Origin of the sequence: Pseudomonas sp. BC42 (assembly GCF_021560055.1) — a bacterium.
Lineage (GTDB): Bacteria > Pseudomonadota > Gammaproteobacteria > Pseudomonadales > Pseudomonadaceae > Aquipseudomonas.
Genome location: NZ_CP091067.1, coordinates 3,040,132 through 3,061,660 on the forward strand (window position 1 = coordinate 3,040,132; position 21,529 = coordinate 3,061,660).

19 protein-coding genes are annotated in these 21,529 nt (G+C 67.1%); 5 read left to right on the forward strand and 14 right to left on the reverse strand.

What is annotated here, in order from left to right; translation table 11 throughout:
* The first annotated feature begins 280 nt into the window (after positions 1 to 280).
* Entirely contained in the window at positions 281 to 1,249 is a 969-nt protein-coding gene (locus tag L1O02_RS14125) for an AraC family transcriptional regulator (RefSeq protein WP_060839572.1), read from the forward strand.
* A 22-nt stretch (positions 1,250 to 1,271) separates the two neighbouring features.
* Here L1O02_RS14125 and L1O02_RS14130 read toward each other — a convergent pair whose 3' ends face one another.
* From L1O02_RS14130 to L1O02_RS14150, 5 genes are all read right to left on the reverse strand, one after another.
* Positions 1,272 to 1,532 carry a hypothetical protein gene (locus L1O02_RS14130; protein ID WP_235760110.1) on the reverse strand — a complete coding sequence of 87 codons (261 nt, stop codon included), beginning with the start codon at positions 1,530 to 1,532 and terminating at the stop codon, positions 1,272 to 1,274.
* A 431-nt stretch (positions 1,533 to 1,963) separates the two neighbouring features.
* Positions 1,964 to 3,085, reverse strand: coding sequence for a class II histone deacetylase (locus L1O02_RS14135; protein ID WP_235760111.1), 1,122 nt, complete (start codon positions 3,083 to 3,085; stop codon positions 1,964 to 1,966).
* 69 nt (positions 3,086 to 3,154) lie between these two features.
* The gene (locus L1O02_RS14140) at positions 3,155 to 4,318 is read right to left on the reverse strand and encodes an MFS transporter (protein WP_235760112.1); all 1,164 of its coding nucleotides are present in this window, start codon (positions 4,316 to 4,318) and stop codon (positions 3,155 to 3,157) included.
* A gap of 24 nt (positions 4,319 to 4,342) precedes the next feature.
* Positions 4,343 to 5,215, reverse strand: coding sequence for a transporter (locus tag L1O02_RS14145; protein ID WP_060843776.1), 873 nt, complete (start codon positions 5,213 to 5,215; stop codon positions 4,343 to 4,345).
* 136 nt (positions 5,216 to 5,351) lie between these two features.
* The gene (locus L1O02_RS14150) at positions 5,352 to 6,329 is read right to left on the reverse strand and encodes a helix-turn-helix transcriptional regulator (RefSeq protein ID WP_060839567.1); all 978 of its coding nucleotides are present in this window, start codon (positions 6,327 to 6,329) and stop codon (positions 5,352 to 5,354) included.
* Positions 6,330 to 6,543: 214 nt separating this feature from the next.
* Here L1O02_RS14150 and L1O02_RS14155 point away from each other — a divergent pair, with 214 nt between their 5' ends.
* Positions 6,544 to 7,395 carry an AraC family transcriptional regulator gene (locus tag L1O02_RS14155; RefSeq protein ID WP_082729882.1) on the forward strand — a complete coding sequence of 284 codons (852 nt, stop codon included), beginning with the start codon at positions 6,544 to 6,546 and terminating at the stop codon, positions 7,393 to 7,395.
* An 82-nt stretch (positions 7,396 to 7,477) separates the two neighbouring features.
* Complete coding sequence (locus L1O02_RS14160; RefSeq protein WP_060839565.1) at positions 7,478 to 7,828, forward strand: VOC family protein; 351 nt, start codon at positions 7,478 to 7,480, stop codon at positions 7,826 to 7,828.
* 17 nt (positions 7,829 to 7,845) lie between these two features.
* On the opposite strand, the gene hpaC is transcribed toward L1O02_RS14160, so the two are convergent.
* The gene (gene hpaC, locus L1O02_RS14165; protein WP_060839564.1) at positions 7,846 to 8,358 is read right to left on the reverse strand and encodes a 4-hydroxyphenylacetate 3-monooxygenase, reductase component; all 513 of its coding nucleotides are present in this window, start codon (positions 8,356 to 8,358) and stop codon (positions 7,846 to 7,848) included.
* A 279-nt stretch (positions 8,359 to 8,637) separates the two neighbouring features.
* Complete coding sequence (gene hpaB / locus L1O02_RS14170) at positions 8,638 to 10,200, reverse strand: 4-hydroxyphenylacetate 3-monooxygenase, oxygenase component (RefSeq protein ID WP_060843774.1); 1,563 nt, start codon at positions 10,198 to 10,200, stop codon at positions 8,638 to 8,640.
* 368 nt (positions 10,201 to 10,568) lie between these two features.
* On the opposite strand from hpaB, the gene L1O02_RS14175 reads away from it, so the two are divergent.
* Positions 10,569 to 12,194 carry a methyl-accepting chemotaxis protein gene (locus L1O02_RS14175; RefSeq protein ID WP_235760113.1) on the forward strand — a complete coding sequence of 542 codons (1,626 nt, stop codon included), beginning with the start codon at positions 10,569 to 10,571 and terminating at the stop codon, positions 12,192 to 12,194.
* An 85-nt stretch (positions 12,195 to 12,279) separates the two neighbouring features.
* Positions 12,280 to 13,479 (forward strand): aminotransferase class I/II-fold pyridoxal phosphate-dependent enzyme, encoded by a 1,200-nt coding sequence (locus tag L1O02_RS14180; protein WP_060839561.1) that lies wholly within the window; start codon positions 12,280 to 12,282, stop codon positions 13,477 to 13,479.
* Between the two features lie 578 nt (positions 13,480 to 14,057).
* On the opposite strand, the gene L1O02_RS14185 is transcribed toward L1O02_RS14180, so the two are convergent.
* The 7 genes from L1O02_RS14185 to L1O02_RS14215 form a co-directional block, all read right to left on the reverse strand.
* A complete protein-coding gene (locus tag L1O02_RS14185) occupies positions 14,058 to 15,053 on the reverse strand; it encodes a D-glycerate dehydrogenase (RefSeq protein WP_235760114.1) in 996 nt (331 codons plus the stop codon).
* Positions 15,054 to 15,072: 19 nt separating this feature from the next.
* Entirely contained in the window at positions 15,073 to 16,368 is a 1,296-nt protein-coding gene (locus tag L1O02_RS14190) for an MFS transporter (protein ID WP_060843771.1), read from the reverse strand.
* Between the two features lie 154 nt (positions 16,369 to 16,522).
* A complete protein-coding gene (locus L1O02_RS14195) occupies positions 16,523 to 17,485 on the reverse strand; it encodes a sugar kinase (protein ID WP_060839558.1) in 963 nt (320 codons plus the stop codon).
* Positions 17,478 to 18,260, reverse strand: a complete 783-nt coding sequence (locus L1O02_RS14200; protein ID WP_129405592.1) for a TIM barrel protein — start codon at positions 18,258 to 18,260, stop codon at positions 17,478 to 17,480. Before L1O02_RS14200 ends, L1O02_RS14195 begins: the two co-directional genes overlap by 8 nt.
* 66 nt (positions 18,261 to 18,326) lie before the next feature.
* A complete protein-coding gene (locus L1O02_RS14205; RefSeq protein ID WP_060843768.1) occupies positions 18,327 to 19,343 on the reverse strand; it encodes a LacI family DNA-binding transcriptional regulator in 1,017 nt (338 codons plus the stop codon).
* A gap of 155 nt (positions 19,344 to 19,498) precedes the next feature.
* A complete protein-coding gene (locus tag L1O02_RS14210) occupies positions 19,499 to 20,431 on the reverse strand; it encodes an alpha/beta hydrolase (protein ID WP_235760115.1) in 933 nt (310 codons plus the stop codon).
* Between the two features lie 90 nt (positions 20,432 to 20,521).
* On the reverse strand, positions 20,522 to 21,463 hold the full coding sequence (locus tag L1O02_RS14215) for a choline ABC transporter substrate-binding protein (protein WP_129405589.1): 942 nt from the start codon (positions 21,461 to 21,463) through the stop codon (positions 20,522 to 20,524).
* Positions 21,464 to 21,529: the final 66 nt, after the last annotated feature.

Consider the following 21,529-nt stretch of genomic DNA (forward strand, 5'->3'; position numbering starts at 1 on the left):
GCAGTCATGGCAGCTACAGCGCCGACTTTAGGGGGAGGCCGGGCAACGGGTTTGCTCGGATCGGACCCATTGTTTGCCTGTTTCGGACGAGATTTTTCCGACCGCAGCCAGCGATGCGCCAAGGGCGTCCAGGCGCTCGGCGGCGACAGCGGTTGAAGTTGACAGGCTATATAGTTCAGATGTTAATGAATGGCCGCGCCCCGCCGATCATGGGGTTCCAGGTGCCCGGGCCGAGCCTTGCCGTCCGGGGAACATCCCGCCGCCCATGAGAAGAACAACAATGTCTCCATGCGCCTTGCTCGAAACCCGGCACGCCAGCACCCAGGCGGTCGACCTGGACCAACGCCTGAGGTTCTGGGAGGACTACAACGCCACCACCCTGGTGGGACTCAAGTGCAATTCCTACGCCGAGAGCGGATTTCGCGCGCGCCAGGACAACCTGCAACTGAGCGCCATGCGCCTGGCCTGCATCGTCGGCAACCAGCATGTGGTGGAGCGCGACAGCTCGATGATCCGCGGCGTGCCCAAGGAATCGATCTTCGTCTCGCTGGTCAGCGGCAGCGGCTCGTTCTTCTACCAGGATGGCGCCTGCCAGGTCCTGGAACCGGGCGAGCTGGTGGTCTATCGCACCGACAAGCCCTACCTGTTCGGCTTCTCCGGGGCGATGCGCCAGTTCATCTTCGACATCCCCCAGGTGCAGTTCGCCGAGCGCTGCCTGAAACGCTTCGACCGGCCCCTCAAGATCGGCGTGCAGACCGGCGTCCAGCGCCTGCTGTTGCGCACCCTGGGCGAACGCACCCGGGAGTTCTTCCAGCAGCCGCTGTGCGGCGAGGCCGAGGCCTACCAGGAACAGGCTTTCGAACTGCTGGCCAGCCTGATTGCCGGGCAGGCGGGCGAGCGGCCGATCAACGCCCTGAGCGGGGCCTATCTGCTGGCGGCCAAGCAGTGCATCCAGGAACAACTGGCCGACCCGTCCCTGAGCTGCGAGCGGGTGGCGGCCCAGACCGGCATCTCTCCCCGGCACCTGGCCCGGCTGTTTGCCCTGGAGGGCACGGTGCCCAGTCGCTTCATCCTGGAAAAACGCCTGCATCTGGCCCGCCAACTGCTGGGCAGCCCCCAGGGCGCGGGCCTGGATATCAGCGAGATTGCCTATCGCCATGGCTTTGCCAGCCAGGCGCACTTTGCCCGGGCGTTCAAGGCCCGCTATCAGCTGACCCCCACTGAGGCCCGGGCCCGGGAGTCGTCCTAGCCGCCGTGCTGCCCACGCGGCTTCAGTCCGCCGGTTCCGTCGGCGGCGTGCTCCCGCCGGCCCCGTACCGGGATGGCGCAGCCTGTTCGGAGTCGCGACGCAGTGCGTCCAGGCCGCAGCGCTGCAACAGATCGTCCAGCGGTTCCTTGGCGGCATCGAGCACGGCGGCTTGCCCCGGGCCAGGGGGAGGCTCGCGCCATTGGGCCGCGTGCTGCAACAGGCGGGCGCGGGCCCGCTGCCAGAAGTCGATCTCGTCGAGGTAATGCTTGGTCTTGCGGTCCATGGACATCTCCTTTGTCTCAGCGGATAGGCAAGCCCCCGATCAGTGGCAAATCCTGGCAACCGGGGAGGGTGGGCAAGCAGACGGACAGGCCCCGGCGCGCGACACACCCGTCCCGAAGGCAAGGGCGCGTTGCTGCGGCACGCAAGGGTTGTTCTTTAGGGGAACGGCGAGGAATCGGACCTGCGGGTCAGGTGGTTGAGGAGAGAATAGAAAACCTTTGGCCTTTGTCGGGGCGAATGTGCCGGGTCAGCGCCCGCGGCGGCAGGCCGAGAAGCGCCGGCCGGGCATCGGTCCCGGGGCGCCGCTCAATGGGCTTTGCTGGCAACCCTTGGCCTGGGGCGCAAGGAGGCTGGGAGGGAGGGTAAGGCAGGCGGTGGCTGATGCCCGGCGTCTTGCCGCAGGACATCAGCCCCGGAAGGGAGCGGGGCGGATCAGCGAGTGGCGGCCACTATGGCCGCGGCCTGGCGGTCCAGCAGCTGGCGCTGAAAGGCCGCGAAGTCCGGTTTGGGCTGCTGCTGGCGCACGAATTCCAGCATCGGGTCCTGGACCGCGGTACGGATGCCCGATAGCGCCTCTAGGGTCGCCAGCCCGCAAAAAGGCACGTAGGCCTCGGAGTAGCCGCCTTCGTGCACCAGCACCAGGCGCCCATGGCACAGGCGCTCGGCGGCGTCGCGCAGGCACTGGGTCATCTCGCGGAACGAATCACTGTGCAGCAGCATCCGCGCCAGCGGGTCCACGGCGTTGGCGTCGTAGCCGCAGGCGACGATGATCAGCTCGGGTTCGAAGCGCTCCAGGGCCGGCACCACGATTTGCCGCATGGCGTACAGGTAGGCGTCATGGCCGCCACCGGGCAGCAGCGGGACATTGATGTTGCAGCCCAGGCCGGCGCCGCGTCCGCGCTCGTGTTCACCGCCATAACCCGGTGGAAAGCAGCCATCCTGGTGCAGGGACAGGGTCAGAACGTCGGCCCGTTCCTCGAAGATCGACTGGGTGCCGTTGCCGTGGTGCACGTCCCAGTCGATGACCGCCACCTTGCCCAGGCCGTGGCGGGCTTTGGCGGCTTCGATGGCGATGGCGATGTTGGCCAGAAAGCAGAACCCCATGGCCTGGTCGGCTTTGCAGTGGTGTCCCGGTGGCCGCGACAGGGCATAGGCATTGTCGGCTGCGCCGCTGAGCACGGCGTCGACCGCGGCCAGGGCCAGACCGGCAGACAGCTTGGCGATTTCATAGCTGCCCGGACCCACCGGTGCTTCATCCCCCAACTGGCCGCCGCCGGCATCGCTCAGGGCCTTGAAGCGTTGCAGGTAGTCGGCAGTGTGGACCCGCAGCAGGTCCGCCTCGCTGGCAGGTGGGGCGCTGTGCACCTGCAATTGTCGGGTCAGGCCGCAGACGTCCATCAGGCTTTTCAGGCGACGCTTGGTTTCCGGGGATTCGGCGTGTCCGGCGGCGGACGGCGGTTGCACCCAGCCGCCCACCGGCAGGGTCAGCACATGGGGGCCGCCGCTGTGCCACAGGCAGAGTTCATCGAAGAAGAACGCGGTTTTGCAGGTCATGGTGATGTCCATTTTTCAGGGGAAAGGGGCAGCGCAGCCCGGCTGCCGACCGGGGCGCTTGGCGGGTGGCTAGCGAGGAGGGCGGCAACCGAGCACCAGGGCCAGGGATGCCAGGGTGATCAGTGCGCCGCCCAGCAACAGTCCCTGGAAACCGCCGCTGCTTTCGATCAGGCGCCCGGCCAGGGACGGGCCTATGGCCAGACCGGCGCTGATCACCAGGTTGGAGGCATTCATCAGCCGGCCGCTGCGGTCCATCTCGGCCATGCGCGCCAGGATCAGCGGCAGGATGAAGGTCCAGGTGAACTTGAACACCAGCGCCGCCAGGGCGAAACGCGCCAGCTGCGGCTGGTCCAGAAGCAGCAGCACCGAGCCTGCCATCAGGCCGTAGCCCAGCAGGAGCAGGGCGCTGCGCGGCAGGCGATCGCCGAACAGGGTGGCGCACAGCGCCCCGACGATGCCCATCAGGGTGGCGATGGCCAGGATGTCGCCGCTGGTCTGGGCCGAGAGGCCGGACTGGCTGCCGATGGCGCCGATGAAAGTCCAGACCCCGCTGAGGCTGATGTAGAAGGTGAGGATGCCGAGAATCCCCAGGCCCGCCTTGAATCGGGAGATCGCCGATGCCGGCGGCGCGTCGGCGTCAGGGCGCGCTGCTCCCGATGGAAAGCAGCGGACCAGGGGCAGGCACAGGGTCATCAGCAGCGCCAGGATCAGGTAGCAGGCGCCCAGGCCGAAGCGTTGGAAGAGCATGGGCAGCAGGCTCAGGCCGATGGCCCCCAGCACCAGCTGGCCCATTACCCAGAAGCCGTAGGCACGGCTGGGCGTGGGGCTGGCGGCGGCGCTGGCCAGGCAGATGATCATCAGCGAGCCGCCGGCCAGGGCGCTGCACAAGCGCGCCATCAGCAACAGTGAGTAGTCGTGGGCCAGCATCGACAGCAGGTTGGCGACGATGAACAGCAGGGCGCTGCACAACGCCGCCCGTCGCCAGTCGATGTGTTTCAGCCACCAGATGGCCGGCAGCGTGGCAAGGCTCATGGCCCCCAGCTCGGCGGAAAACAGGTCGCCGATCCGGGTCGGACTCAGTTGCCATTGGCTGGCCAGTTGCGCGGCAATGGCCGGGGCCGTCAACAGCACCGCGGGGGTGATGGCGGCGAACAGCACGATGGCCGCCAGCAGGCCCAGAGGCGGGTGGCTGAGGTGTGAGGTGACGCTCAAGGTGGGGTTCCGGGTGGTCATGGACAGGCTCCGCAGGCAAGGGGTTCAGAACACGTGGACCAGGCGCAGCAAGGCATCGGTGCCGGCAAAGCCGTTCTCGGTGGCGACGTTTTGCGAGAGGCTGAACAGCAGCTGGTTCTGCTTGTCCAGCCAGTGCCCGAGCTCGAAGCCGACCTGGGTGTAGCGCTTGTGGGTGTCGTCGATGCGCCGGTCGTTGATCCGCAGTTCGCCGCCGTCGGCGTGGATCAGGCGCAGGGCGCCGTAGGTAGCGGGGGTGAAGTCGTAGGAGGCGAAGGCCTGCAGGCGATAGAGCGGGTCCTGCTTGAGGTCGCTGCCGAAATAATCGTTGTTGCTGCCATAGAGCTGGGCTTCGAGGTTGGCTTCCAGCACCCATTTTTCCCCCAGGCCCTGGGTGTAGTTGTAGACAAAGGTCGCGCCCCAGCGGTTGGCCCCGGGTGACACGTCCGGGTTGCGCCCGTGGTACTCGCCCAGGGGCAGCGTGACCAGGGTCAGCAGGCCGCTGTAGGTGCGGGTTTGCGGCTGGTTGATGAAGAACAGCGTGCCGCCGACCTGGGGATCGCCGAAGCCGCTTTCGCCGCTGCGGCGCTCGGCGCCGGGCAGGCGGGCGCTGATGTCGGCGAAGGGCACGATGAACTGTGGGGTGCACAGGGTGCCGCACAGGTCGCTGAAGAACACCTGGCGGTAGGCCATGGCGTTGATCCGCAGATCGGCCTTGCCGCTGCTGTCGGCCGGGCCGTGGAAATCGCCGGCGCGGGTGGCGGGCAGGTACAGCACGCCGAGGCTGGTGCCCGGGGGGGCGGCGAAGAAGTCGCGGGCGTTGAGGTCCGCGGCGTTGAGCGACAGGCTGGCCAGGGAGCCAGCCAGGGCCAGGGCGATACGGGTCGGAATCCTTGTCATGGGCGGTGCGTCTCTTGTCGGTGTTGTTATTCGGCGAATGGCTCGCCGGCACGCGGCAGTGGGGCAAAAAACAGGCAAAGGCTGCCCGTGGCCGTCAAACACGACGGCGCCAGTCAGTGCGGATCAGCGGTCTGGATCAGTCGGGCGGGGCGTGGAGCAACTGGGCGATGCGTGCCTTGTCCTTGACTCCGAGCTTGCTGTAGATGGCGCGGATGTGATGGCGCACGGTGTTGGGCGACATGCCCAGGTCCCGGGCCACTTCCTTGTAGGTCTTGCCGTCGCCGAAGCATTGGGCGACGGCGTTTTCCCGGGGGCTGAGCTTGGGCAGCAGGGCGCGGCTGCGGGCCGCCAGCAGGTAAAGGTCGCCCACGGCCGAGCAGTCGATCTGCAGGCGCTTGCCCTCGAAGCCGTTGCTGTCCAAAGCCATGGGCAGTTGCGGACCGTTCCACCGCGGCCATTCATTGAGCAGCAGGTCGACAAACCCCCGTTCGGCGCACTGCAGCACGCCGCGCTGGTCGCACACCGCCAGGGCCAGGTTGCGCGGGCGACTGAGCCTTTCGCGCATCGCCACCAGGGTGCGGATCTGATTGGCCGACACCGCCGCCACCAGATGCAGCATCAGGTTGTTCAGCAGCTGGCAGTCGTCCTGGTTGAAGCGCGTCGCTCCCGGGGCGCGGTACAGGGCCAGGTGGTTGTTCAGCTGGGTATGGGGGTCGATGTGCACCACGCACAGCAGTTCGCCGATGTGGTACTGGCGGCCCAGCCAGTTGAGGCCGGCGCCGTTGTCCGGGTCGGCCATGTCGACGATCACTGCCCGGCCCGGCACTTCGTGCACCCGGCGCACGGTGACATCGGTGTGGCGGATCGATTGCCAGTCCGGCAGGTAGCTCGGCGGCAGGCGGTGCAGGTAGCAGCTGTGCTCATCCGGCAGGCCGTCCACCAGGGCGGCGCGCCCCCACCAGGCGCTGTCGAAGGGCAAGAGTCTGCCGATGCGCGCCAGGGCATGGGAGTGAAGGCTTTCGATGTCCTTGTTCTGCGCCAGTTGCTGCAAGTCCAGGGTCAGCTCGCTGAAGGCCTGCAACAGGCTGGCCGGAGCGTGATCGGGTCGGTTCATGGGGCTGTACCTCTGTGCGACGTTGTTATTGTTTTCGTCACGGAAGTGGTTGAGGACCGTACGCCTGGGGGACGTGGGCAGGGCCTGGGACGAGTATCGATGGCTGGGGCGGCGGCCGCCATCCTACAGATGCAGGAGGTGGCCCATGGCCCAGTGGCGTTGTTCGCTTATGCTTGGGCGGGTCGATCCGTGATCAGCATTGGGAGTGAGTTCGATGCCCAGGCAGCCCTTGCCCGTTTCGCACTGCGTCAGCGGGTTTGATGCCCTCAGGCTGCGGCCCTGGGGCGCGCGCTTGTACGGCTTCAGCGAGACACTGCCGGGCACCGTGCAACGGCTTGAGATCGCGCAGCCCCAGGTCAAACTGGTGCTCGGGCTGGCGTCCCCCTACGGGCTCGCCGCCAATGGGCGCGAGCAGCGTTGCCAGGCGTTCGTGGTCAGCCGCCCGGCCGCTCCGCTGATCGTCGAGCAGAGCGGTGTGCATTCATGCATCGAGGTGGAGCTGCCGCCCTGGGCCGCGTACCGCCTGTTTCAGGGCGATGGCCAAGTGCTCGCCAGCCCTTGGCTGGATTTGCCGGAACTGTGGGGCCCGTCGGTCGGCTTGTTGGTCGAGGCCCTGGAAGAAACCCCTTGCTGGACGAGTCGATTGCAGCGAGTCGAAACCTTTCTTGTCGAGCGTTTGCGCAACTCGCACCGCGAGGTGCCCGAGAGGCTGCGCCGGGCCTGGGAGCAACTGCAGCGAAGCGCTGGCGGCACCTCGATCCGTGATCTGAGCCAGCAGGCCGGCTGCAGCGGCCGGCACTTCGCCAGTCGCTTCAAGGCCCATCTGGGACAAGGGCCCAAGGCCTGCGCCCGGCACCTTCGTTTTGCCCGCGCCCAGCAGTTGCTGGAAGCGCGCCCGGCGCCGGAGCTGGTGCAGGTGGCGGTGCTGTGCGGCTACAGCGACCAGAGCCACTTCACCCGGGAGTTCCAGGCCTTCGCCGGCTGTTCCCCGGGCGCCTATGCCCGGGGCGGCTGGGCCGATATTCCCGGCAAACCGGCATCCTTGCTCGAAGGCCGGGAGAATTGAGTGGTCCGGTCAGTTTTGTTCAAGACTCACGAAGCCGTTGCGGCGGACAGTGACGGCTCTGTCTCTTGAACGTGGAGGATGTATGTCCGGTAGCCTTTCTCATGTGGAAATAGGTGTGGTCGATGGCCCGCAGTCACGGGTGTTTTTCCAGGGGCTGTTCGGCTGGTCGCCGCAACCGATGGGAGCCACGCAGGACGCCTGGTTGCAGGCGCCCTCGGTGCGGGTCGGGGTGCACGGCGACGATCCGCAGTCGCGCATGGTCCTGTACTTCCGGGTCAGCGACATGACGGATAGCGTCGCCCGGGTTCTGGCCCTGGGGGGCCGCGCGGGGGACATCAGCCCCCCTGAGCCGGGCTTCGGGCGGTTCTGCCTGTGTCACGACCCCCAAGGTGTGTGCTTCGGCCTGCACCAGCCGGATTGCCCTGGGTCCTAGCCGCTGCAGCGGGGCGATCAGGCGGCCGGGCAGGGGTGCTGCAGGCGGTGGAAGCAGCGGCTGAAGTACACCAGCGAATCGCCCTGTTCGCGCACGCTGATTTCATCCAGCTCCACCAGCATCACCGAATGGGTGCCGATTTCCTGGACCTCGGTGATGCGCCCCTGGAGGCTGGCCAGGGCGCCATCCAGCACCGGCAGGGCTTGCAGGCCGTCGCGCCAGGGGTGCAGGCCAAAGCGCTGGTCCATGGCCACCCCGGTCATGCCGGCAAAATGCCGGGCCACGTCTTCGTGTTCGCCGCTAAGGACGTTGACGCACAGCTGGCCGTTGCCCTTGAACACCGGGTTCAGGGCACTGGTGCGGTTGACGCAGACCATCAGGGTCGGCGGGCTGTCGGTGACCGAGCAGACCGCGGTGGCGGTGATGCCGCAGCGGCCGGCGGGGCCGTTGCTGGTGATGACGTTGACCGCTGCGGTCATGTGCGCCATGGCGTTGCGAAAGGCGAGTTGCTTGGGATCGAGTACAGACATGACGAATTCCTCGTGGGCGCAGGGCGGCCGGACGTCTGGCTGCCAACGCGGGGCTGACGGCGGGCTCAAGCTGTAGGAGCCGGCTTGCCGGCGAAGCGGGCCTGGGGCTTGTGGTGCTCTGGCGGGCGTCTTCGCTGGCGAGCCAGCTCCTACGACAACAGGTGGACATTGGCCTTTTCGGTAGGAGCCGGCTCGCCGGCGAAGAGGGCGCTGAGCCTTGTGGTGCTCTGGCGGGCGCTTTCGCTGGCAAGCCAGCTCCTACACACGCCGGCCTCGCGGCTATTGGCGGATGCGGTCGAGCATGTTGATGTCGTCGGGGTTGCTCAGGTGCGGCACGGTCCAGCCGTCGAGGTCGTAGTCCCCCAGGCACTTGTCCACCAGGTCGGTCATGGCCTTCATCGAACCGCTGGCCTGGGCGTGGCGCAGGCACTGCATGCGGATCTCGTCCTGGCTGCCGGCGTAGTTGATCTCGTACAGCTCGTGGCGCCCGCCGAACTCGGTGCCGATGGCGTCCCAGAGCAGTTTGAGGATCTTGATCCGCTCTTCGTGGCCCATGCCGCCGGAACCCCGGCAGTAGGTGCCGAGGTACTGGTTGAGCAGCGGGTCCTTGAGGTCGCGGGAGCCGGAGGGCAGGTAGATCAGGCCGCTGGCCACCACCTGCTCGATGATCTTCTTGATGTCGGTGTAGGCCTGGGGCGCCAGTACCCGGTAGGCCTGCAGGGCCTGGGTGCTGGGCAGGTAGACGCCGTTCATCCATTCGCTGGCGTTGCCGTGCATGGCGTCGGTCAGCGACCAGAACAGGTTGCGCCAGGCCACCACTTCGCCCACTTGCGCCTGGACCCCGCGAAACTCCAGGGAGCCGGTGCATTGCAGGGCCTTGACCAGCAGCCCGGTGATGAAGTCCAGCTTGACCGCCAGCCGGGTGCAGCCCTGCATGGGGAACAGCCGACCGAAACCGCCTTGCGGGAACCACTGGCGGCAGCGCTCGAAGTCGCGGTAGATCAGCACGTTTTCCCAGGGGATGAACACCTTGTCCATGATCAGGATCGCGTCGTTCTCGTCGAAGCGGCTGGACAGCGGGTAATCGAAGGGCGAACCGGTCATGCCGGCCTGGAGTTCGTAGGACGGGCGGCAGATCAGCTTCATGCCGCGGGTGTTCATCGGGGCGATGAACATCAGGGCGAAGTCGGTGTTGTCCCCCAGCAGCTGGGCCGAGCCCTGGCCGACGAAGTTGTAGTGGGTCAGGGCCGAGTTGGTGGCCACCACCTTGGCGCCGCTGACGATGATCCCGCCGTCGACTTCCTCGTCCACCGAGATGAACACGTCCTTGACCTGATCCACCGGTTTGTCGCGGTCGATGGGCGGGTTGACGATGGCGTGGTTGAGGTAGAGGCAGGCTTCCTGGATGCGCTTGTACCAGGTGCGGGCGTTGTCCGCGAAGCGCCCGTAGAACTCCGGGTTGGCCCCCAGGGCGCTGCCGAAGGCGGCCTTGTAGTCGGGGCTGCGGCCCATCCAGCCGTAGGTCAGGCGCGACCAGTCGGCGATGGCGTCGCGCTGCTGGCGCAGTTCGTCGGGGCTTTTCGCCGAGCGGAAAAATTTATGGGTGTAGCCGCCGTTGCCGGTGTCGGTGTCCCAGCACAGTTGCTCCCGGGTGGCCGGGTCGTGCAGGGCGTCGTACAGGCGGGCCATGGAGGCCGCCGAATTGCGGAAGGCCGGGTGGGTGGTGACGTCCTTGACCCGGTCGCCATAGATGTAGATTTCACGGTCGTCGCGCAGGCTGGCCAGGTATTCGGCACCGGTCAGCGGGCGGTCGGTTGCGGCACGAAAGTCTTCAGGTTTCATATCCAGTCTCTGCGTTGTTTTTATGGACTGGGCCCATGATGGGCAGGCGCCGGCGCTGAAAAAATGGCTTTTCCGGCGAATGACTTGCACTTTCCATGGCGCCGGGGGCGGCAGGTGGCCGGCGCCGGATACTGGCATTTTGCCGCTTTATCGATTCACTTCGAATCGCGTTGTATCAGGCCTGAAACACTTGTCATATTCAGAAATATTTTTGCGAATCAGCCATATAAAAGCTCAAGTTCGGCCGATATCTCCTATAGGCCCACGAGCCTTGGTTCCGTGGTGTCCCTCGTCGGTGCAGCCCCTGATGCGCCTGACGGTCAATGGCATGGATGCCCGCCGCCCCGTTCTCCTTCGAGAGTCGCCCTATGTCTCTGCGTAACCTGAATATCGCCCCTCGTGCTTTTCTCGGTTTTGCCTTCATTGCCCTGCTGGTCGTGGTGCTGGGGGGGTTTGCAGTCAATCGCATGTCGATCATCCGCGAAGCGTCGATCGACATGGAAAGCAACCAGCTGCCCAGCGTCGGCTTTCTCGGCAACCTCACGGAGAACGTGCTGCGCCTGCGGATTCTCTCGTTCCGGGTGCTGGTCAACCGCGACCCGGCGGGGCTGGCCGAAGCCCAGACGCGCATCGGTGTGCTGGTGGACAAGGTCCGGCAGGCCCAGTCCGGTTATGCGGCGCTGCCCATGGTTGGGGAGGAGGCGGACCTCTACAAGGCCTTCGCCCTGACCCTGGAGAACTACCTGCAGGCGCAGAAGGAAATGATCGAACTGTCGCGCCAGGACAAGCTGGATGAGCTGCGCAACCTGATCAACACCCGGATCAAGGACGGCACCGACCAGATGGGCGAGCAGCTGAACAAGCTCATCGCAATCAACGCCGCCGGAGCCAGGAGCGCCTCCCAGGCCGCCGGCGAGCACTACAGCGGGGCCATTACCGGGATCGTCATCGTCGCGGTGATCGCCGCCGTGCTGACCATCGTCCTGGCGCTGTTGCTGACCCGCAGCATCGTCACCCCCCTGAACAAGGCGCTGAACGCCGCCGAGGTCATTGCCGGTGGCAACCTGCGTCAGGTCATCGAGGTCGACGGCAAGGACGAACCGGCGCGACTGCTGCGCGCCTTGTCCGAGATGCAGGCCAGCCTGCGCCGGACCATCGAACAGATCGCCGGTTCGGCAACCCAGCTGGCCTCGGCCTCGGAAGAACTCAGCGCGGTTACCGAAGAAGCCTCCCGCGGGGTGCAGCAGCAGAACACCGAGATCGAACAAGCGGCCACCGCGGTCAACGAAATGACCGCGGCGGTGGAGGAGGTGGCGCGCAACGCGGTGTCCACTTCCGAGGCCTCCCAGCAATCGACCCAGGCTGCCCGCGATGGCCGCGACCGGGTGGTGCAGACCGTCGAGGCGATCCAGACCATGGCCCAGGACGTGCAGAGCACTTCGCTGATGATCGAAGGGCTGGCGGCCCAGGGACGGGACATCGGCAAGGTGCTGGACGTGATCCGCGCCATCGCCGAGCAGACCAACCTGCTGGCGCTCAACGCCGCCATCGAGGCGGCCCGGGCCGGCGAGGCCGGGCGCGGCTTTGCCGTGGTGGCCGACGAGGTGCGGGCCCTGGCCCATCGCACCGCCCAGTCGACCCAGGAAATCGAGAAGATGGTGGCCGGCATCCAGAACGGCACCGGCGAAGCCGTGGAGTCCATGCAGCAGAGCAACCAGCGCACCCAGAGCACCCTGCAACTGGCCCGTGCCGCCGGCGAGTCTCTGGAGCAGATCGCCCAGTCCATCCATCAGATCAACGAGCGCAACCTGGTGATCGCCAGCGCCTCGGAAGAGCAGGCCCAGGTGTCCCGTGAAGTGGACCGCAATCTGGTCAACATCCGTGACCTGGCCACCCAGTCGGCGGCCGGCGCCGACCAGACCAGCGCCGCCAGCCACGAGCTGTCGCGCCTGGCGGTGGACCTCAACACCATGGTCGGGCGTTTCGTGATCTAGGGGCACGAACGGTGGGTCCGGGCGCTCGACGAGCGGCCCGGCAGCACCTAGGGTTTTGCCTGAGGCATCTTTCATGGAGAAAACGATGCGCTACTCAGCCCTGACCCAACGGATCGCCGGTGAAGGTTCCGCGGCCTGGAACATCCATTACCGGGCCCTGGCTTTGCGCGAGCAGGGCAGGGACGTGTTGCTGCTGACCATCGGCGACCCGGACTTCGACACCCCCAGGCCCGTGGTCCAGGCGGCGATCGACAGCCTGCTGGCCGGGGACACTCACTATTCGGACGTGCGCGGCAATCTGGCGCTGCGCAGCTGCATTGCCCGGCATCACCATCGGCGCAGCGGGCAGATCGTCGACGCCGAACACGTGGTGGTGCTGCCCGGGGCGCAATGCGCGGTGTTCTCCGTGGCCCAGTGCTTGCTCAATCCCGGGGACGAGGTGCTGGTGGCCGAGCCCATGTACGTCACCTACGAAGGCGTGTTCGGTGCCTGCGCAGCCCGCATCGTGCCGGTGCCGGTGCGCGCCGAGCAGGGGTTTCGCGTCGATCCGCGGGAAGTGGCGGCGCGGATCACCCCGCGTACCCGGGCCATGCTGCTCAACAGTCCCAACAACCCCTCGGGCGCCAGCCTGTCCCTGGACGACTGGCAAGCCCTGGCGCGGCTGTGCCTTGCCCACGATCTGTGGCTGATTTCCGATGAGGTCTATTGTGACCTGCTGTACGAGGGCCGGCACTTCAGTCCGGGCAGCCTGCCGCGCATGGGCGAGCGCACCGCCACCATCAACAGCCTGTCCAAGTCCCACGCCATGAGCGGTTGGCGGGTGGGCTGGGTGATTGCTCCGCCGACCCTGGCCGGGCACCTGAGCAACCTGTCCCTGTGCATGCTCTATGGCCTGCCGGATTTTGTGCAGAACGCCGCGGTGGTGGCCCTGGACCGCGACCTGCCGGAGGTGGCGCAGATGCGCGAAGAGTACCGGCGGCGCCGGGACCTGGTGTGTTCGCTGCTGAGCCAGTGCCCGGGCCTGGCGCCGATCCGCCCGGACGGCGGCATGTTCGTCATGGTGGACGTGCGCAGCACCGGGCTGGACGCCCAATCCTTCGCCGACTGCCTGCTGGAGGGCCATGGCGTCTCGGTGCTGGCCGGCGAAGCCTTCGGCCCCAGCGCCGCGGGGCACATCCGCATCGGCCTGGTGCTGGACTGCGAGCGCCTGGCCGAAGCCTGCCGGCGCATTGCCCGCTGCACCGGCGAACTCCTCGAACGCCGTCCCCCCACCCGCCACCCCTAGGCGCCAGACGTACCGCGTCGCCTCTTGCAGGAGCCGGCTTGCCGGCGAAGCGGCCATCAGGTCTTGCATCGCCCTGGCGAGCGCCTTCGCTGGCAAGCCAGCTCCTGCGGTCGCCCTGGCACTGCACGATATTTTCGTAGGAGCCGGCTTGCCGGCGAAGCGGCCATCAGGTCTTGCATCGCCCTGGTGAGCGCCTTCGCTGGCAAGCCAGCTCGTACGGCCGCCCTGGCACTGCACGATATTTTCGTAGGAGCCGGCTTGCCGGCGAAGCGGCCATCAGGTCTTGCATCGCCCTGGTGAGCGTCTTCGCTGGCAAGCCAGCTCCTACGGCCGCCCTGGCACTGCACGATATTTTCGTAGGAGCCGGCTTGCCGGCGAAGCGGCCATCAGGTCTTGCATCGCCCTGGCGAGCGCCTTCGCTGGCAAGCCAGCTCCTACGGCCGCCCTGGCACTGCACGATATTTTCGTAGGAGCCGGCTTGCCGGCGAAGCGGCCATCAGGTCTTGCATCGCCCTGGTGAGCGCCTTCGCCAGCAAGCCAGCTCCTACGGTCGCGAGGGGCGTGGTGGGGGCAATTCCTTAACCGGTCTGTCGTGTCCCGAGGCTCCACGCGGCGCTATTGACCAGGTTGGGCGGGCGCTGGCCGGACAGGGCCGCCAGCAGGTTGTCCACGGCGCAGCGGGCCATGGCTTCGCGGGTTTCGTGGGTGGCCGAGCCCATGTGCGGGGTGGCCACCACGTTGGGCAGTTGCAGCAGCGGTGAGTCCGGGTCCAGCGGTTCGCGCTCGAACACGTCCAGCCCGGCGCCGCGGATCCGCCGGGCCTGCAAGGCTTCGATCAGCGCCGCTTCGTCCACCACCTTGCCTCGGGAAATATTGATGAAGATGCTCTCCGGGCGCATCAGCGCCAGTTCGCGGCGGCCGATCAGCCCCTGGGTCTTCTCGGTCAAGGGCAGGGTCAGGCAGATGAAGTCGGCCTCTTGCAGCAGTTGCTCCAGGCTCCGGTAGCGGGCATTGAAGCGTTGTTCCACCGCCGGCTTGGGGCGGTTGCTGTGGTAGATCAGCGGCATGCCGAAGCCGAAATGCCCGCGCTGGGCCAACGCCTCGCCAATGCGGCCCATGCCGATGATGCCCAGGGTCTTGCCGTGCACGTCGCTGCCGAAATGCAGCGGACCGATGTTGCGCTTCCATTGCCCGGCGCGCACCAGGTTGGCCAGTTCCACCACCCGCCGGGCGGTGGCCAGGATCAGCGCGAAGCCGGTGTCGGCGGTGGTTTCGGTGAGCACGTCCGGGGTGTTGCTGAGCAGGATCCCGCGTTGGGTCAGGTAGTCGATGTCGTAGTTGTCGACCCCCACCGAGACACTGGCCACCGCCTGCAGGCGCGGTGCCAGGTCCAGCAGTTCGGCGTCCAGGCGCAGGCTGGCCCCCAGCAGCCCGTCGGCGCTGGGCAGGGCCTGGCGCAGAGCCTTGAGGCCGTTGGGGCCCAGGTCCTCGATCAGGGTGACCTCGGTCTGTTCCTGCAGGCGCGCCATCAGCGACGGCGAGAGTTTCTTGTACAGCACCAGGTGTTTTTTCATGACGGTTCTCTGTGGCAGTTCAGGAGTGGGCCAGGCGGCGCGGCAGGGGCAGGCCCTTGGCCCGAGGCGCTCCGGCGCCGGGCGTCAGCAGCAGGGTCAGCAGCACCGAGAGCAGCAGCGCGCCGCTCATCAGCAGGTAGGAGGCACCGGGGGAGCCGGTGGCGCTGTTCAGGTAGCCCACCAGGTAGGAGCCGCCGAAGGAGCCCAGGGCCCCCATGCTGTTGATCAGGGCCATGGCGCCGCCGGCCACGTTGGCCGGGAGAATCTCCGGAACGATGGCGAAGAACGGCCCATAGGGCGCGTACATGCAGGCTCCGGCGATCACCAGCAGGCCGTAGGACCACCAGAAGTGCTCGGCACCCAGCAGGTAGGAGGCGTAGAAGGCGATGGCGGCCACCAGCAGCGGCGGCCAGACGAAGCGCTTGCGCTTCTGGGTCCGGTCCGAACCCCAGGACACCGCAAGCATGGCGATCACCGCCGCCAGGTAGGGCAGGGCCGAGAGCCAGCCGGCTTCGACCATGTCCATTTGCGCGCCGTGCTTGAGGATCGACGGCAGCCACAGGACGAAACCGTAGACCCCGATGCTCCAGCAGAAAAACTGCAGGGCGAGGATGATCACCTTGGGCGAGCGGAAGGCTTCGGCGTAATTCTTCACTGCCTTGATGCCTTGCTGTTCGGCGGCCAGGGCGCTTTCCAGGTCCTGCTTCTCCTGGGGGCTGAGCCACTGGGCCTGGCTGGGCCGGTCATCGGCCAGGCGCCACCAGATAAAGGCCCAGAGCACCGCCGGCAAGCCTTCGACGATGAACATCCAGCGCCAGCTGAAGTGCTCCACCAGATAGCCCGAGACCACCGACATCCAGAGCATGGTCACCGGGTTGCCGAGGATCAGGAAGGTATTGGCCCGGGAACGTTCGGCCCGGGTGAACCAGTGGCACAGGTACACCAGCATCGCCGGCATCACCGCCGCTTCCACCACCCCGAGCATGAAGCGGATGGCGATCAGCATGTAGGCGTTGGACACGATCCCGGTGAGGGTGGCCAGGCCGCCCCAGAGGATCAGGCTGACGAAGATCAGCTTCTTCACGCTGCGTTTTTGCGCGTAGATCGCCCCCGGCACCTGGAAGAAGAAATAGCCGAGGAAGAACAGCGCCCCCAGGAGCGAGGACAGCCCCGGGGTGATCTGCAGGTCGTTGGCCATCCCGGAGGCGGCGGCGAAGCCATAGTTGGCGCGGTCCAGGTAGGCCAGGCTGTAGGTGATGAAGACAATCGGCATGATGTACCACCAGCGGCGGGCGGCGAGTTTGAGGCTGTCCATGAAAGTTCTCCTGAGCTTGTTGTTTTTGTCGCAACAGGTGGTTCTGGTTTTTTGTTCGCATGCGCACTGCTGTTGTGCAGGAGCCGGCTTGCCGGCGAAAAGGCCCTCGAGCCTTGCATCGCCCTGGCGGGCCCCTTCGCTGGCAAGCCAGCTCCTACAGGGCGCAGGCGGTTTTCAGGGGCGCTGCCTGGTCCGGCAGTTCGTGGCGTCGGGGCAGGCCTTCCATGTCGCCCCGGCTCTGTATCGCGCGGCTGCCGACCCAGTTGGCGCGCTGCACCGCTTCGATCACGCTGCGGCTTTCCAGCAGGGCGCTGATCAGGCCCACGGCGAAGGCATCGCCGGCGCCGACGGTGTCCACCACCTGGGGCACCGGCACGCCGTCGACGAAGCCGGCGTCCAGGTGGGTGCGGTAGTAGGCGCCATGGGCGCCGAGCTTGATCACCACGGCTTCGGCGCCCTGGTCCAGGTAGAACGCGGCAATGTCCGCCGGGTCGTCACGGCCGGTGAGCAGGCGACCCTCGCCGAGGCCCGGCAGCACCCAGTGGGCCAGGGCCGCGAGGCGGTTGATCTCACGGATCATCAGCGCTTCGCTGGCCCACAGGCCGGGACGCAGATTGGGATCGAACGACACGCTGCGGCCGCTGGCGCGCTGGGTCTGCATCAGGTGGCCGGACAGCTCCCGGGCCGAGTCCGAGAGGGCCGGGGGAATGCCGGTGGCGTGCAGGTGACGGGCCTGGAGCAGGGCCGGGGCCAGGTCGTCGAGGCTCAGGTGGCTGGCCGCTGAACCTCGGCGGAAGTACTCGACCCGCGGGTCGTCGCCGGTGTCTTCCCGGGACTTGAGCTGAAAGCCGGTAGGGTGCAGCGGGTCGCGGCGCACGAAGCGGCAGTCCAGGCCCTCGGCTTCGAGGGTGTCGAGCACGAAGCGTCCCAGGGAGTCATTGCCGACCCGGCTCAGCCAGGCCACCTTGAAGCCCAGGCGCGACAGGCCGATGGCGACGTTGCTGTCGGCCCCGGCGATGCGCTTGTGAAAGTGCTCGACCCGGGCCAGATCGCCGCTGTGTTCGGCGACGAACATCGCCATGGTTTCACCGAAGGACAGGATATCGATCTCAGACATGGGCAGGCTCCAGTCGCGACTGACCGAGGCCGGCCAGCAGGTTGACCTGCAGGGCGCTGACCTGCAGCAGGTCGGCGCCTTGCAGCGGGTATTCCACGGCCCGGGTAATACCTTGGGTCATGTGCCGCAGCAGGTGTTCCCACTGCTGCAGCTCCGGGGCGTCCGGCGCTACGGCCACCCGCTTGCCATCGGTTCGCAGGCGCACGGCCTTGCAGTGCACATAGGCCACGTGGCGGCCCAGCAGGCGCGCGGCGTCGAGCGCCGACTGCGCTTGCCATTGCCAGTTGCCGATATCGAAGGTCATGCGCAGCGGCAGGTTCAGCGCCTCCACGGCGCTGAAAAAGCGCTGGAAGGGTTCGATGCGGCCACCGTGCCCGGTCTGGTCGTTCTCCACCAACAGCCGCACCGGCTGATCCGCCAGCAGGCTGGCGAGGCTGTGCAGGTCGTGATGCTCGCTGAAGTGACCGAGGGACACCTTGAGGTCGCGGGCGCCGAACGCCCGGGCCCGCTGCAAGGCGGCGGCGAGTTCGAGGTTGGGCGCGCGGCGCTCGGCCTGCCACAGCTCCAGGGGTGAGGAAAACACGCTTTCCAGGCCATGTTGCTCGGCGCCTTGGGCCAGCTGCGCGGGGTTTTCGCCGCTCAGCAGCTCTTCGCGCCATTCAATGCAGGACGCGCCGGCGGCGGCCACCAGGGGGATGAAATGCGCCTGACCGTGCTCGCGCACAAGGTCCGCGCCGTAGCTGGACAGACTGATGGAAACGGGGGATCGCTGCATGTTCCTGACCTCTGAAACCGGTTTCATTTTTGTTCGAAAAAAGTCTTGTGGCGCGTGCCACCACCGTTACAACACGGTGGAGCCGCGCACGATCAATTGCGTCGGAAAATCCATCACCCGCGGCGCGGCATCGTCGCCCCGCAGACGCTTGAGCAGGCAGTCGAAGGCGCTGGCGCCGATGGCGGCGGTGGGCTGGGCCAGGGCGGTGATGCCGCTGCCCACCAGGGGGTACCAGTCCAGGTCGTCGAGGGCGATCAGGCCGATGCCCTCGAACAGCGGGCACTGCAGTTCGCGCAGGGCGCGGGTCGCCGCCAGGGTCGCCACGCCGTTGGCGCAGAACAGCGCCTTGGGCCCGGGCCCGGGCGTGTCGAGAAAGTCCTTCAGGTGGCGGGCCAGGGCCTCGCCGGTCTCCAGCGACTGGCCGCGCAAGGCCGGGCGCCGGGCGATCTCGGCCTGGAACGCGGCGCTGCGTTCGAGCCGTGAGCTGGTGCCGTCATGGGGTTCGCTGACCAGCAGCAGGTCGCGGTAGCCCTGGTGTTCCAGGTGCTCGATGGCGCTGTGCACCGCCGCCGGATTGTCCAGGCCCACCAGATCGGCGTGCAGGGGGTCGAGCTTGCGGTCCACCAGCACCAGGGGCATTTCCTGCTGCAATTCCAGCAACTGCTCCAGGTGGTGGCCCAGGGTGTTCACGATCAGGCCTTCGATGTTGTAGGCCCGCAGGTTGGCCAGGTGCCGGGCTTCCTGTTCGTCGTCACGGTCGGTGTTGCACACCACCAGGCTGTAGCCATGCTGGCGGCAGGCGGTTTCCACACCGTGCATCACGGCAATCGAATAGGGGTTGCGGATATCCGCCACCAGCATGCCGATCAGCCGCGTGCGCCCGCGCTTGAGGCCGCGGGCCATCTGGTTCGGGCGGTAGCCCAGGTCGTTGATGGCTTGCTCGATGCGCAAGGCGGTGGCGGTGGACAGCAGGGCGCGGTCGTCGCCGATGAAGCGCGACACGCTGGCCTTGGAGACCCCGGCATGACGGGCGACATCGAGCATGGTGACGCGATTGCGCTGGGCGGCGGAAAACGGATTCACGGGCGCGGACCTTATTCTTGGAATTATCGGTTTGCAGTCTTTCCGGAGATCAGGCTGAAACCGGTTTCAGGAAACCGCAAAATGCCGTTCGCCGTCAAGGGTGCCAAGACAGGAAATACCCCGTGCGGCCGTGGATGGCTGACCAACGGTCGCTCTCAGGGACGCTCCAGGTGCTGCTGCAGGTAGCGCAACAGGGCACTGTAGAGCGCGTCGACTTCGGCGGCCAGGCCCCTGGCGCGCAGGCAACCGTGCACCAGCCCGAGGCCGGGGTACAGCTGGCTGGCGACCCCGGCCCCGAGCAGGTGCCGGTGATAGCATTCGCCGTCGTCGCGCAGCGGGTCGAACTGCGCCAGGGCGATGAAGGCCGGCGGCAGGCCGCTGAACTGCTCCGCCAGCAGCGGCCGGGCATAGGCCGAGCGCTGTGGCCGGCCGGGCAGGTACAGGGCCTGGAAACAGTCCAGGTCGCTGCTGCTGAGCAGCGGGGCATCGGCGTACTGGCTGCGCGAGGGCAGGTCGGCCGCGCCACCCAGTCCGGGGTAGACCAGCACCTGGGCGGCGGGCAAGGGTTCGGCGGCGTCGCGCAGGGCCAGGCACAGGGCCGCGGCCAGATTGCCCCCGGCGCTGTCGCCCATCACCAGCCGTCGCCGGCTGTCCAGGGGCAGCGGGCTCAGGCCCTGCTCCAGGGCGCGCCAGATCCCCAGGCAATCGTCGAAAGCCGCCGGGAACGGATGTTCCGGAGCCCGTCGGTAGTCCACGGCGATCACCAGTATGTCCAGTTCGTCGGCCAGTGCGGCGCAGATGAAATCGTGGGAGTCCAGGCTGCCCAGCACCCAGCCGCCGCCGTGCAGGTACAGCAGCCAGGGCCAGCCGGACGCGGGGGCCGGGCGGTCCGGGTGATAGGCCCGCAGCGGCACCTTTGCCAGTTGCAGGTCATGCACGGCCAGCCCGGGGGGACGGGGCGGGGTGAAGTCCCGGCACATGCGTTCATAGCTGTCGCGCAGGCCTTTGAGGCTGTTGTCCGCGCTGGTGTAGCTCAGGGTGCGCCGGACGAAGGCCGTCAGCTCGGCGGAAAGCGGGTAATGGCTCATGGATAGCCTCGCTGGGGGTAGGCGCCGGCTTGCTGGCGAAGAGCTGCGTGAGGCGGCCTTCGCCGGCAAGCCGGCTGCTGCGACAGGCGGTTACAGGTGGGCTTTGACCGCCGCCACACCATCGCCGCCGTCGAAGGTGCTCACCCCCGTCAGCCAGCGCTGCAGGTCTTCGGGATGCTCGCGCAGCCACTGTCGGGCCACGTCCTGGGGCGTCTTGCGCTGCATGATCGGCACCATCAGCTGGCTTTCCTGGGCCGCGCTGAAGCTCAGGTTCTGCAGCAGCCGATACACGTTGGGGCAACGCTCGGCGTAGTTCGGCGCGGTGACCGTGGACACCGTGGCCGCCCCCTCGTTGGGGCCGTACACGTCCTCGCTGCCGGTGAGGTAGGTGATGGCCATGTTGATGTTCATCGGGTGCGGGGTCCAGCCGACGAACACCACGAATTCCTTGCGATTGATCGCCCGCTGCACCGCCGCCAGCATCCCGGCCTCGCCGGATTCGATCAGCTTGAAGCCCTTGAGGCCGAAATGGTCGGTGTCGATCATGGTCTTGATCGTGGTGTTGGCGCCGCTGCCGGGCTCGATGCCGTAGATCTTGCCCCCCAGCTGGTCCTTGAAACGGGCAATGTCGGCGAAGGTTTTCAGCCCCGCCTGGGCCACGTAATCCGGCACCGCCAGGGTCGCCTGGGCGTCCGTGAGGCTGGGCCGGTCCATGACCTTGACCTGCCCGGCCTCGAGGAAGGGCGCGATGTTCTGGTCCATGGCGGGCTTCCAGTAGCCGAGGAAGATGTCCAGGCGCTGGTCGCGAATGCCGGCAAAAATGATCTGCTGCACCGCGCTGGTCTGCTTGCTGTCATAGCCCAGCCCGGTGAGCAGGACATCGGCCACGGCGCTGGTGGCGATCACATCGGTCCAGTTGACCACTCCCATGCGCACGGTCTTGCAGGACGCGGGCTCGGCGGCCCAGGTGGAGGCACTCAGCAGTGCGCTGGCGCAGAGGACCAGGAAACAACGCTTGAACGGTGTTTTCATCAGAGGATCTCTTCCGGCAGGTGGCTTGTTGTTCTGAGCGGCGTCTTGTCGCGCCGTGCTGGCCAC